Source organism: Sphingobacterium paucimobilis HER1398, from assembly GCF_000416985.1.
GTDB classification, from domain to species: Bacteria; Bacteroidota; Bacteroidia; order Sphingobacteriales; family Sphingobacteriaceae; genus Sphingobacterium; species Sphingobacterium paucimobilis.
On the sequence record NZ_ATDL01000004.1, the window covers coordinates 13,575 to 26,552 of the forward strand.

Consider the following 12,978-nt stretch of genomic DNA (forward strand, 5'->3'; position numbering starts at 1 on the left):
GTATTATGACTGTAAAAAATATTCTGTTTTTGTTTTTAATGTTTATGAGTTCAGTTGGTATAGGGCAACAAGCAGTGCCTAAAGATAAGGTAATCCTTGTGATCCATGGAGGTGCAGGGACTATCTTGAAGTCAAAAATGACTTCCCAAAAAGAGCAGGCCTATACGGATGCGCTTCGAGCGTCATTGAGGGCTGGCTATGATATTCTAAAATCTGGTGGGAAAAGTGAAGCGGCTGTTGAAGCAGCGATCCATGTTATGGAAGATTCTCCATTGTTCAATGCTGGGAAGGGGGCTGTTTTTACCCATGAAGGGAAAAATGAGCTTGATGCTTCTATTATGAAAGGTAAGGATGGCACAGCAGGAGCTGTTGCAGGCGTTACCACAATCAAGAACCCGATAACTGCAGCTATAGCAGTTATGGAGCGCTCGGCTCATGTCATGATGATGGGAGATGGGGCCGAAAAATTTGCCAAAGAACAGGGAATTACTTTAGTGGATCCATCTTACTTCTATACGCAAGAGCGTTGGGACGCCCTACAGCGCATACGAAAAGAAAACAGTAAAGCTGTTGAATTAGATCATAGTGATAAGCAATCAGTTGTAAAGCCGGAGTGGAAGGACGAAAAGTTTGGAACGGTAGGATGTGTGGCCTTGGACAGTAATGGAGATCTATCCGCAGGCACGTCCACAGGCGGAATGACCAATAAGAAGTTTGGTCGGGTGGGAGACTCCCCTGTTATTGGTGCAGGGACCTATGCTAATCAGCAGGTGGGAATCTCTTGTACTGGATGGGGCGAATATTTCATACGAAATGTTGCTGCGTATGATGTTGCTGCACTGATGAAATATAAGTCGTTTTCCGTGTTGGAAGCGTCGAAAGAAGTTATTCGAAAAATTGGAGAAATGGGCGGAGACGGGGGTATGATTGTCTTGGACAAGGAGGGAAATGTCGCCTTGCCATTTAATACCGCAGGGATGTATCGTGGATATATCACGGAGTCGGGAGACGTTAAAATAGAGATTTACAAGGAATAGGCCAGAATGCTTTGATTGGGGGATATTCGGCTTGCCAAATCCCCACAATTCTCTTATTTTTACACCTCAACAAAAAACAGATTTCCATTGGCAAAAGTAAAGAAAGAAACTCCCTTAATGCAGCAGTACAATACGATCAAGGCAAAGTACCCTGGTGCATTATTATTATTTCGTGTTGGTGATTTTTATGAGACTTTTGGTGAAGATGCGATTAAGGCTGCGGGAATCCTTGGCATTGTCTTGACCAAACGTGGGAACGGTTCCGAATCCGAAACTGCGCTTGCAGGATTCCCTCATCATTCGTTGGAAACTTATCTTCCAAAATTGGTGCGTGCGGGGCAACGCGTCGCAATATGTGACCAATTGGAAGATCCCAAGCAGACGAAGACGATTGTCAAGCGGGGCGTTACAGAATTGGTCACTCCTGGCGTTTCGTACAATGATAATATTGTACAACAAAAATCCAACAACTACTTGGCCTCTGTTTTTTTTGAAAAAAACTCCATTGGTATTTCGTTCCTGGATATTTCCACAGGAGAGTTTCTCGTTGCTCAGGGAGGTGCAGGATATATTGATAAGTTGCTGCAAGGTTTCAAACCAACTGAAGTCATTATGCCCCGCAAGCAGATGAAGGAGTTTACCACCAATTTTGGGAGTCAATATTATACGTATTCACTGGATGAGTGGCCCTACACAGGAGACTATGCAGAAGAGAATTTGTTGAAGCATTTCGAAGTAAAGTCTTTAAAAGGTTTTGGTATTGATCGTATGCCTACGGCAATTATTGCCGCAGGTGTAGCGTTACATTACCTTAACGAGACAGAACACCGGAATTTACAGCATATTTCCCACATTGCACGGATAGAAGAAGACCGTTATATGTGGTTGGACCGTTTTACCATACGCAATCTAGAACTTATTGGCTCTGCCAACGAAAATGCCATAACACTGTCTGATGTTTTGGATGAAACTTCCTCCCCGATGGGCGCACGTCTGTTGAAGCGGTGGATTGTAATGCCCCTGAAGGATATTAAGTCTATACAGGAGCGTCTCCATGTTGTCGATTATTTCCATCAACATCGAGAGTTACGGGATGAGTTGATACGGGAGATCAAGCAGGTGGGGGACTTAGAGCGATTGATTAGTAAAATCGGCCTTCAGAAAGCTAATCCAAGGGAAATATCTCAATTAAAACGAGCGTTGTATGCGGTCGAGAAATTGAAAACACTAACCAATGTTAAGGCATCGGAGTCTTTGGCCATGTTATCTGAGCAACTGAACCCTTGTGTGCTGATTCGCGAGAAAATCGAAAAGACAATCCAGGCAGAACCGCCCGTAGCCTTGAACAAAGGAAATGTGATAGCAGATGGGATCGATGAAGATCTTGATAAATTGCGTAAGGTTGCTTTTGGAGGTAAGGATTATCTCTTAGAGATCCAACGAAGAGAGTCCGAAATTACAGGTATCCCATCCCTGAAAATAGCATTCAACAACGTGTTTGGCTATTATTTGGAGGTGACCAATACCCATAAGGATAAGGTGCCAGCAGGCTGGATACGCAAACAAACGTTGGTTAATGCCGAAAGGTATATCACGGAGGAGCTTAAAGAATACGAAGAGCAGATACTCGGAGCTGAGGAGAAGATCCAGGCCATCGAAAATCGGATCTATGCTGAATTGCTGGTGGCTATTAGTGAATACATAAAACCGGTACAGCTGAATGCACAGCTCATTGCAAAATTAGATGTATTGCTCAACTTTGCGGTAATTGCTGAAAAAAACTATTATATCAAGCCTGAGATCAGCGACTCAAAAATCCTCGATATTAAAGGAGGGCGTCACCCCGTTATTGAGAAAAATCTTGCCGTAGGTGAGGACTATATTACGAATGACACATTCTTGGATCCTGATACACAGCAAATCATTATTATAACAGGACCCAATATGGCGGGTAAATCAGCTTTATTGCGTCAGACGGGCCTCATCGTCTTGATGGCGCAAATCGGTTGTTTCATCCCTGCTAAGGAAGCGCACATTGGCCTAGTGGATAAGATATTTACGCGTGTAGGTGCTTCCGATAACTTATCGTCGGGAGAATCTACGTTTATGGTTGAGATGAATGAGACCGCAAGTATCATGAATAATCTCTCGGACAGAAGCTTAATCTTATTGGATGAAATTGGACGTGGAACAAGTACCTATGATGGAATTTCGATTGCTTGGGCTATAGCGGAGTTCTTACATCAGCATCCTGCAGCTAGGGCGAAGACCTTGTTTGCAACCCATTATCACGAGTTGAACGAGTTGAGCACTTCCATGCCGCGGATTAAGAATTTCAATGTGTCCGTCAAAGAGGTTAATAATAAGGTCATATTCCTACGCAAACTCGTTCCTGGAGGATCTGAACACAGCTTTGGTATACACGTTGCCAAATTGGCCGGTATGCCTCCAAAGCTGATCGGTCGCGCTTCCGAGATATTGAAAAGGCTGGAGCAAGAGCGTACCGGTGGGGAGAAGATAAAAGACAGTATGCGTAAGATTCAGAAACAAGCCTACCAGTTACAGATGTTTGCCATAGACGATCCTGTCTTAGAGAAGATCCGGGATATGCTTAATAATCTAGACGTCAATACGCTGACCCCTGTAGAAGCACTCATGAAATTGGACGAAATACAACGTCTGCTTAAGCACTAAAAGCGAATAAAAAACTCAGCACTGCCGTAGTCACTAGGGACATGCGGCACTAGCTTATCGTCCCAATTGTAAGGAATAAGATGATAGTTGAGTTCTACGCCAATGAATGTTTTTCCTTGAAGACGTATCATGCTGGTGATCCCAATGCTGTTCTGCCAGGTTTTTACATTTCGTAAGGACGTGCTTTTGCGTTCGATACCCCATTCGTCAGTGTAATAGTAAGAGTCTGATAACCCTGTCCATATAAAACCTAATCCGGTGTTTATCTTGGGCAATAACACGACTAATGTTCCATTGTCATAGGCTTTGTAGCCCAACCCAAGACCGATAAAGTGACTGCTGTTAGGGTTTACTTCACGTATCTCTTGTTTATAACGCATATCAAAAGGGCGTGAGTTGTTGTGTACTCTAAATTTATAGACAAGCTCAGAAACGATAGAGTTATTTAATGATCCCATATAGGATATCCCGAATATACCAGATTGATCAAAGATGGGATTGCTGTCAAAAGGGCTGAAGATACCTGCGCTTAATCCTATCGTAGGACCATTCATTATACTTTTTTTAACGGGGTAGCGGTTTGCTGTACTCGAAGCTGTTTTTACGGGCTTTCTGTTTCGTTCCCTGAGAAATTCATCAATATGGTCTGCAAAGAGATAAGAGATGGTTGTTTCTTCTGTATTCAGCGCATAGCTTTGAGATTGTAGTAGAGCTGCTGCCTTCAGTTTTAGGAGCGAGTCTACAGGATGGTTCAACGGAAAGTATTGGTACTTCTTGGGAGCTTGTCTGTACATGCCGTTCGCATTTCTAGCCGCAGCAGCATCAAAACGTTGTATGAGCATATCATCATAATGCCCCTCCAGATACGCTTTGATAGAGAGGCTGGTATTCTGTTTCTGCAATAATTGGGAAATGATTTCGAGGCGACGCCCCAGTTCGTTCTTCTCGCAGGTGCCTTTTAGTGTATTGATGATGGTTTTCAATTGTCCAAAATCGTTTTTAGTTAAAACGTTTGGCAACTTCTGAAGTACAGCGGTCATCACCGGCTCACAGCCATTTTGAGCAAATGAAAACTGTATCAAACAGAAGAATAGAAATAAGGGTAAACAGAGGTAGCGCATAGGGTTTGATAATACAAAAGTATATCCGAAAGTACGAATTATTTTTTAGTTTCATCAATTGCAAAAAGCTAACTTTGTCCTTCATGGGATCGGTATTTAAATTTAAAGAGTTTGATGTCAATCAAGAGGGGTGTGCCATGAAAATCAATACGGATGGCGTGCTGTTGGGAGCCATGGTAGAAAGCTGCGAGCCTTCCCGTATTTTGGACGTAGGATCCGGGACTGGCGTAATCTCTTTAATGCTGGCTCAGCGTTTTCCTAATGCTGTCGTTGATGCTGTAGATATTGATGAGACAGCCTATAGGAGGACCCTGGAAAATTTTCAAGCATCAGGATTTTCTGCGCGTATGTGTGCTCATGACGGAGATTTTGAAACGGTACCAACAGAAGCAGCATATGATCTAATTGTTAGTAATCCACCGTTCTACGTCAATGCCCTACATAATCCCGACCCACGTAAACGTGTTGCTAGACATACGGATTTAGCTTTTTTCAAGCGACTGATAACGTTTGCTGACCGGAGGCTTTCTGCTGGAGGTAAGTTGCAGCTGATTTTGCCAATTGATTTAAGTGAGGATATCTTGCAGTACACGGACAAAGAAGGATTACTGTTGGTTAAAGAGGTAGTAGTCCGTTCATTTGCTTATAGTGAGCCGATCCGTAAGATTATGTTTTTTAGTAAAGATAGGAATGTACCAACAGAAAGGAATGATTTCGTTATCTATGAACAGAAGGGGATTTATTCTGAGGAATACCAAACTCTTCTCAAGCCGTTCTTTCTAGCTTTTTAAGTGTACGAATAGCTATTGGCTGCTGAGCTATCATAAATAAGGAATACATAAACGAATTAATTAGAGATGAAAAAGATAGGACTGTTGTCTGATACCCATAGTTACTTAGATGACGCTGTTTTTAAGCACTTTGAAAATTGCGATGAGGTCTGGCATGCTGGAGATTTCGGAAGTATCGATGTGGTAGAAAAATTGAAAGACTTTAAGCCATTTAGAGGGGTGTATGGAAATATAGATGGGAAGGATATTCGAACAGAGTGTCCCGAGCATTTACGTTTCGACTGCGAAGGCGTAGATGTCTGGATGACTCATATCGGAGGATATCCTGGGCGATATGCTCCGGCAATAAAGACCGACCTTATTAAGAATCCTCCTAAATTATTTATTTGTGGGCATTCCCATATTCTGAAGGTACAGTATGACCCAAAGCTAGCTTTACTGCATTTAAACCCCGGTGCGGCAGGAAAACAAGGCTGGCATAAGGTGAGAACCCTGATGCGTTTTGATCTAGAATTAGGTGAAATTAAAAATTTGGAAATAATAGAGTTGTTTAATCGGTAAATATTTTCATATTTTTGTTTTTTATAAAATTAAATTATGAAATCCTTAAAAACTTTAGGTCAGTTTATTATTGAAAAGCAAACGGATTTTCCTTATGCAAAAGGAGAGTTGTCCCGTTTGTTGCGCGATATCGGAATCGCAGCCAAGATTGTCAACCGTGAGGTCAACAAAGCAGGATTGGTGGACATCTTGGGTACGGTTGGTGATACCAATGTGTTTGGTGAGAATCAAAAAAAACTTGACGTTTATGCTGATGAGCAGTTTATAGCAGCACTAAAAGATGGTGGTGAGTGTTGTTTTGTAGCTTCTGAAGAACAGGAAGAAGGAGTAGAGCTGACCGATGCGGGGATTTCTAAAAATGCCAAGTATATCGTATGTATAGATCCATTGGATGGAAGTTCCAATATTGAAGTCAATGTTTCCGTAGGAACTATTTTTTCGATCTATCGTAGAATCAGTCAGGTCGGTGAAGCCTTGACTCAAGAAGATTTGCTACAGACAGGTGTGCGCCAAGTTGCAGCTGGATACATTATCTACGGGTCTTCGACGATGCTGGTCTATACGACAGGAAAGGGCGTCAATGGATTTACCTTAGATCCATCCATAGGTGAATTTTGTCTGTCCCATCCGAATATGAAAATCCCGCAACAAGGACATATCTATTCGGTGAATGAAGGAAATTACCTGAAGTTCCCACAAGGAGTAAAAAATTATATCAAATATTGCCAGGAAGAGGATGCTGCAACAAATCGTCCCTACACCTCAAGATACATAGGCTCTATGGTGGCAGATATCCATAGAAATCTATTGTTAGGTGGCGTCTTTATTTATCCACAGACAGCTTTACAGCCTAAAGGGAAATTGCGACTGATGTATGAATGTAATCCGATTGCCTTCATTATCGAGCAAGCAGGTGGAAAGGCAACAACAGGGACCGAAAGAATATTGGAAATAGAACCTGAAGAATTGCATCAGCGTGTACCAGCCATATTGGGGAGTACAGATATGGTTAATAAAGTATTAGAGTTTTTAGATAAATCATAGACTATCTCTAACCTCTACTAAGAAAGATTTCAAGCGCTCAAGAGAATCAATGACACGTTGGTTCTCTTTTGCTTCCGTCTTGTTCGTGCGCAGATAGTCGCGAGCCCCCTGTAACGTATATCCTTTGTCTTTAACCAGATTGAAGATGATTTTGAGATTGGCTATATCATTTTGTGTAAATAATCTATTGCCTTTTTTATTCTTCTTGGGTTGTAGGATATCAAATTCGCGTTCATAAAAACGGATCTGCGAAGCATTCACATCAAACATTTTGGTGACCTCGCCCATTGTATAATACAATTTGTTAATTTCGCGTTCTTTGTAAGGCATACTTAATAATCTGTTTGTACCATAACAAACTTAGACAAAATGCTTGGCATTCACGAATACCTGAATAAAAAATATACGGGTTCCATTGGGATTATGCTGTATTCCTTTCTTTCTTACCTACTTTATCTAATTTTGTAATGTGAAATATCCTCGATGGATACAGAGGAGTAATATATAGATCAGAATTTAAGAGCTTTGGGAAATTAAATTTACTACAGATGAGAGGAAAGGTTATTGTCAGTTCTCTATTAGCACGTTTTTTTTCGGCAGGCCATGCGGATGCAGTAACGATATTTCCATTTATATTTGTCCGTACGGCTGCCATGGTACATAATAAAGTGTTGATGAATCATGAAAGAATTCATTTGCACCAAGCCCTAGAGCTATTGGTACTGCCTTTTTATATCCTCTATGTTGCGGAGTTTTTAGTCCGTTTAATCTGTTATAGAGATTTTCAAAAAGCTTATCTAAATATCAGTTTCGAGCGTGAGGCCTATAAAAATGAAACTGACTTATATTATTTAAGAAACAGAAGAAGATGGAGTTTTATAAAGTATTATACGCTATAGCTACTGTAAAAGTTGTATGATGACTTGGAAAAATCATACACTTTCACAAAAAAACAATCGCACCTAGTGTTACTAAGTGCGATCGCTGTATATAAGACTTTTGTCTTTATTGAACAAGCTTTAAGAATGTTGAAACTTTCTCTTTAAGTTGTCTACGGTCGACAATAAAATCCAAAAATCCGTGTTCTAGAACGAATTCTGAGGTTTGGAAACCTTTAGGAAGGTCCTTTTTAATTGTTTCCTTGATAACCCGCGGCCCCGCGAAACCAATAAGTGCTCCTGGTTCAGCGATATTGATATCGCCCAGCATAGCATAAGATGCGGTAACACCTCCTGTCGTCGGATCCGTCAATAAACAGATGTATGGAAGCTTTGCTTGGCTGAGGAGAGCTAGTTTGGCCGATGTTTTGGCCATTTGCATCAATGAAAATGCAGCTTCCATCATACGGGCTCCACCCGATTTGGAAATCAGCATAAAAGGTAGCTTATGTTCGATACAATAATCGATAGAACGCGCTATTTTTTCACCAACAACAGACCCCATAGAACCACCGATGAAATTGAAATCCATACATGCAATCACGATATCCCGGCCTTCCATTTTACCATGTGCAGTGCGGAGTGCATCTTTCAATCCTGTTTTTGCTTGACTTTCTACCAGACGTTCGCTGTAAGGCTTACTGTCCACAAAGTGCAAAGGGTCGCCAGCAGTAAGATTTGGGAAGAGCTCTGTAAAAGCATTATCGTCAAATAAAATAGAAAAGTAAGCTGCCGATCCAATACGGATATGATAGCCACAATATTGACAAACGTAATTGTTTTCGATTTGTTCTAGGTTCAAAAGAGGCTTTTTGCATGATGGACATTTATTCCACATACCATCAGGTGCTTCTTTTTTATTTTCTGTTGCGGTATTGATACCCGCTTTGTTTCGTTTAAACCAACTCATATACTCGTGTTAATTCGAATTACAAATAAACGAAAAGAAAGTTAAAACTTAAAAGTTAATACGGTGTAAAGTTGTAATATGCCTGTGAACCCTTTAGTTTGATGCTTGGAATACACCAGTAATAGCATGGCTATAGCGGACTTTAACGGACTTGTGCGGACTTTAGCAGACTTGAAGAGACTTTGGTAAGGTAAATATATGCTTTGAAGATAAAATTTTAGGCATAAAAAATGGGTAAGCTCCCTTTATCGCACCGCTCAACCAAATACCCTTGCTTTGTTCCCAACCTGGGGGAGTCAATGGGAGCTGGTCGTAAAGGACTTACCCACCGCAAAAATAGAAAAAAAATCTATTTAACAAGAACTATTGTGTGATTAAATCATAGGTTGCTGATAGACAGATTGAAAAAAAATGTTTTATCACAGTTTTAACGCTAGAGCAGCTGCTACTCTGGCGGAAAAGGGTCAGATAAGCTTAAAAACCTTGCCGGGTAAAGAGATTATATGCCCTTCAAGTTCCATTTCTAGCAATATAATAGCCAGTTTGCTCTGAGGCCAATCGCAATAAATGGCAATTTGGTCAATTGTAGCTTGTTCAAGTTCCTGATCGGATAGGAAAGTATATACTTTCTGTTCATCGCGGCTCATCGCTTTAGGGACAAGCACAAGTTGTTTCTCCGGCTTGCTTGCTGTCGCTTCCCAATTCATGAGGTAACAAAGGTCTTCGGCATTACGGATGAGGTGTGCTCTGTTGGTCTTGATCAGATAATTGCATCCTGCAGAATATTCCTGTTCAATAGAGCCAGGGAATGCACAGACATCGCGGTTATAGCTATTCGCTATTTCGGCGGTGATTAAGGCTCCGCCTTTCATAGCTGCTTCGATCACTATCGTGACATCTGCAAGTCCTGCTATGATACGATTACGCATGGGAAAATTTTGTCTGTCGGGATTCGTGCCAGAAGGGAATTCGGTAAGTAATCCACCATTCGCCAACATTTTGGAGGCAATCTCTCGGTGGCTCGCCGGGTAGATACGGTCTAGTCCGTGACCAAGTATGCCAATAGTAGGAATCTGTTGCTGGACAGCATATTGGTGTGCCAATACATCAATTCCATAGGCTAATCCACTAATGATATGGACATCGAGTGTGGCAAGTGCTTCGACCAGCTTCTCACAGATGCGTTGTCCATAGCGGGTAGAATTGCGAGTCCCTACGATACTGACCACACGACTCGGATTGAGGTCGGCATTACCTTTATAGTATAATAATAGGGGGGCATCTTCGCATTGACTTAGTCTTCTTGGATAATTGTCGTCTTCCAGCCAAACGGCTTCAATTTGATGCTTTTGGATAAATTCCAATTCTGCTTCCGCTTCTTTGAGATAGGTTTTGGATAAAATACGCTCAACCGCGGCCGGACCTATGCCAGGGATTGATAATAAGGCTTTTTTTGAGCTGTCGAATACAGCTTCCACAGATCCGCAGTGAGCCAGCAGATTACGGCTCAGTCTAGGACCTATCCCCTGTATTTTTGTTAAGGCAATTTTATTAAGTGTGTTCATAATCAGTGTTATAAACTTAAGGAAATTCTATTGTATATCCAATACGATTTATCATGGGATATAGTATTTAGTTGCACAGAGATTGCTAACTTTGTGTTTTTAAAATGTAAAAATCATGGAAATGCAAGAGCCTTTCGATATCGAGATCGGAGATATTATATATTCGGTGTTCCCGGATGAAAAAGATACGTATACCATTTTTAAGGATGGGCAGGAGTATATTCAGATCATCAAGGATACAGAGACCAGTTGGTTGAAGTTGCACCCAGAGACTGGTCTGCCTTTGTTTGGGATGGACGAAGAAGTAAACCTTATAGGTCAGAAAATCCTTATGGAACTTGGGGAGTAATAAGATCTACAAATAAAAAGCGCTATCCTTATTGAATAGCGCTTTTTATTTGTAAGTATTGTTACATCGGTACATATACGACATACTTCGTGTCAAAAAAATCTTCTTCGAAATAGGAAGATATAGGGTGCAGTTCTGCTTTCAGTTTTGACTCTTTGATTTCTTCCTTCAGATCTCCACCTTTTAGATATAGAATGCCATTTGGGATACCATTTTTGTCTTTTTTCTCAAACTTATTTCTAATCCAGGGCGCAAAATCTCCGAGTCTAGTGACCGCACGGGATACCACAAAATCATAGTTGTAATCCAGTTGTTCTGCACGGATATGATCAGCTTCTACATTGGTCAAGCCGATAGCTTCTGCGACACCACGTACTACTTTTATCTTTTTCCCAATAGAATCCACAAGATGGAACTGAACTTCGGGAAATAATATGGCTAATGGGATTCCCGGAAAGCCTCCCCCTGTTCCTACATCTAGAATACGTGTTCCTGGAGCGAACTCCTGCACAAATTTTGCGATAGCTAAGGAATGCAATACATGTTTCAAGTATAAGCTTTCAATATCTTTTCGCGATATGACATTGATCTGGTCGTTCCAAAAAGGATAGACTTCTGCAAGCTTTTCGAACTGTGACTTTTGTGTTGCGGTCAGATTTGGGAAATATTTGAATATGATGTCTACTGTTGGATTCACGTCTTATTAAAATTATAGGGTGTTGTAAATACGTTTTTTGTCTGGAGATGTTTTGAAAATATTACCAGGATCTTTGTTTTTTCTTTCGGTTAAACAATCCGTTCAAACAGATATAGAAATAAAAAAATACATCTAATATGGGTAACCAAAACAAGAGGTCTTTTACCTTCAACTTAAGAAAAATAGGGCGAAACACGATAAACTGACATAGGAAGCGGAAAAAGAATACGCCTATACCGATGTACCAAAGCGATGGAAAAAGAGCAATTGCTAAGAAGAGCACGATATAAAAAAGAAAGGCTGTCACAAGCTGTGTGGCCAACATAAACTGATGTCTGTTTTTATAGGCTACAGAAGCGCCAGAATGTCTGGCTTTTTGCTTGTAATAAGAGCTCCAGGTTTCTTTTGGTACGGAGTACATATGGGCATCTGGTGCTATGGCTATGTGCGTATTTTGTTTTGTAGCATTTTGGTTAACAAACAAATCATCGTCACCAGACTTGATATGCATATGAGCGTTGAAACCTTTCCCTTTAAAGAATAGGCTTTTGAGGTAGGATAGATTGCGTCCTACGCCCATATAAGGATCTTTTTTTAGCGCATAAGAAAGATAGCTCATGGCGGTATGTGTCGTTTCGAAACGGATGAGCTTATTCAGAAAACCAGGTTTTTTGAAATAAGGAGAGTACCCTAAAACAATCTCTTTAGAAGCACTATAAGCGCCTCCTATTTCTTTGAGCCATTCGCTGGATTGTGGTTCGCAATCTGCGTCTGTCATTACCAGGTGTTCGTATTTTGCCGCTTTAATACCAAGCGTTAATGCAAATTTTTTGCTGTGTTTGAGTTGTATGTGTTCTTTAATTTCTACAATACGTAGGTGTGGGTGCGTCGCCTTAAAAGCCTGTAATACCCATTGGCTTTCATCGCTTGAATAGTCGTCGACCACAATGACCTCGTATTCAGGGTAGTCTTGTGCCAGTATTTTGGGAAGAAATGTCTCTAAATTATGCTGTTCGTTATGCGCACAGATAATGACCGATAACGGAGGCAAATTTTCAGCATCTTTAAAGCTTCTTGCCTTATGTGCGGCCAATTTGCCATAAACAAACAGGATGTAGTAGAGCTGGAATAATAATAAAACACCTAAAATTCCATAAATGATATAGGCAATATTGGGGATGATATAGTTGTAAAGACTCATAGTGAAAGAACAAAGATAAGGCGTTCTCTTTAATAGTTCTAACATTAGTCGTTAAGAATTGCTAATTAAA

At 40.9% G+C, this 12,978-nt stretch carries 13 protein-coding genes and 1 other RNA gene; 7 read left to right on the forward strand and 7 right to left on the reverse strand.

What is annotated here, in order from left to right; translation table 11 throughout:
* Positions 1-44: 44 nt before the first annotated feature.
* Positions 45-1,037 carry an isoaspartyl peptidase/L-asparaginase family protein gene (locus M472_RS25570; RefSeq protein ID WP_235049478.1) on the forward strand — a complete coding sequence of 331 codons (993 nt, stop codon included), beginning with the start codon at positions 45-47 and terminating at the stop codon, positions 1,035-1,037.
* Between the two features lie 87 nt (positions 1,038-1,124).
* Positions 1,125-3,731, forward strand: coding sequence for a DNA mismatch repair protein MutS (gene mutS, locus M472_RS25575; protein ID WP_031301303.1), 2,607 nt, complete (start codon positions 1,125-1,127; stop codon positions 3,729-3,731).
* Here the strand turns inward: mutS and M472_RS25580 are convergent.
* Positions 3,728-4,852: a hypothetical protein gene (locus M472_RS25580; protein WP_144062630.1), complete on the reverse strand. Its 1,125-nt coding sequence runs from the start codon at positions 4,850-4,852 to the stop codon at positions 3,728-3,730. The two genes, mutS and M472_RS25580, sit on opposite strands and share 4 nt — an antisense overlap.
* Positions 4,853-4,935: 83 nt before the next feature.
* Between M472_RS25580 and M472_RS25585 the strand changes: the two genes are divergently transcribed.
* From M472_RS25585 to fbp, 3 genes are all read left to right on the forward strand, one after another.
* Entirely contained in the window at positions 4,936-5,643 is a 708-nt protein-coding gene (locus M472_RS25585) for a tRNA1(Val) (adenine(37)-N6)-methyltransferase (RefSeq protein ID WP_021068672.1), read from the forward strand.
* A 66-nt stretch (positions 5,644-5,709) separates the two neighbouring features.
* A complete protein-coding gene (locus M472_RS25590) occupies positions 5,710-6,204 on the forward strand; it encodes a metallophosphoesterase family protein (RefSeq protein WP_021068673.1) in 495 nt (164 codons plus the stop codon).
* A 36-nt stretch (positions 6,205-6,240) separates the two neighbouring features.
* Complete coding sequence (gene fbp, locus M472_RS25595; RefSeq protein WP_021068674.1) at positions 6,241-7,248, forward strand: class 1 fructose-bisphosphatase; 1,008 nt, start codon at positions 6,241-6,243, stop codon at positions 7,246-7,248.
* On the opposite strand, the gene M472_RS25600 is transcribed toward fbp, so the two are convergent.
* Positions 7,243-7,578, reverse strand: a complete 336-nt coding sequence (locus tag M472_RS25600) for a MerR family transcriptional regulator (protein ID WP_021068675.1) — start codon at positions 7,576-7,578, stop codon at positions 7,243-7,245. The two genes, fbp and M472_RS25600, sit on opposite strands and share 6 nt — an antisense overlap.
* A gap of 218 nt (positions 7,579-7,796) precedes the next feature.
* Here M472_RS25600 and M472_RS25605 point away from each other — a divergent pair, with 218 nt between their 5' ends.
* Complete coding sequence (locus tag M472_RS25605) at positions 7,797-8,147, forward strand: hypothetical protein (protein ID WP_021068676.1); 351 nt, start codon at positions 7,797-7,799, stop codon at positions 8,145-8,147.
* Positions 8,148-8,253: 106 nt separating this feature from the next.
* On the opposite strand, the gene accD is transcribed toward M472_RS25605, so the two are convergent.
* From accD to dprA, 3 genes are all read right to left on the reverse strand, one after another.
* The gene (gene accD, locus M472_RS25610; RefSeq protein WP_021068677.1) at positions 8,254-9,096 is read right to left on the reverse strand and encodes an acetyl-CoA carboxylase, carboxyltransferase subunit beta; all 843 of its coding nucleotides are present in this window, start codon (positions 9,094-9,096) and stop codon (positions 8,254-8,256) included.
* A 229-nt stretch (positions 9,097-9,325) separates the two neighbouring features.
* An RNA gene (ffs, locus tag M472_RS44855) (signal recognition particle sRNA small type) lies at positions 9,326-9,423 on the reverse strand.
* A gap of 137 nt (positions 9,424-9,560) precedes the next feature.
* On the reverse strand, positions 9,561-10,661 hold the full coding sequence (gene dprA, locus M472_RS25615) for a DNA-processing protein DprA (RefSeq protein WP_021068678.1): 1,101 nt from the start codon (positions 10,659-10,661) through the stop codon (positions 9,561-9,563).
* A gap of 115 nt (positions 10,662-10,776) precedes the next feature.
* Here dprA and M472_RS25620 point away from each other — a divergent pair, with 115 nt between their 5' ends.
* Positions 10,777-11,010, forward strand: coding sequence for a hypothetical protein (locus tag M472_RS25620; protein ID WP_021068679.1), 234 nt, complete (start codon positions 10,777-10,779; stop codon positions 11,008-11,010).
* 61 nt (positions 11,011-11,071) lie between these two features.
* Here the strand turns inward: M472_RS25620 and rsmG are convergent, their stop codons facing one another.
* Positions 11,072-11,707 (reverse strand): 16S rRNA (guanine(527)-N(7))-methyltransferase RsmG, encoded by a 636-nt coding sequence (rsmG, locus tag M472_RS25625; protein ID WP_021068680.1) that lies wholly within the window; start codon positions 11,705-11,707, stop codon positions 11,072-11,074.
* 61 nt (positions 11,708-11,768) lie between these two features.
* The gene (locus M472_RS25630; RefSeq protein ID WP_235049479.1) at positions 11,769-12,953 is read right to left on the reverse strand and encodes a glycosyltransferase; all 1,185 of its coding nucleotides are present in this window, start codon (positions 12,951-12,953) and stop codon (positions 11,769-11,771) included.
* Positions 12,954-12,978: the final 25 nt, after the last annotated feature.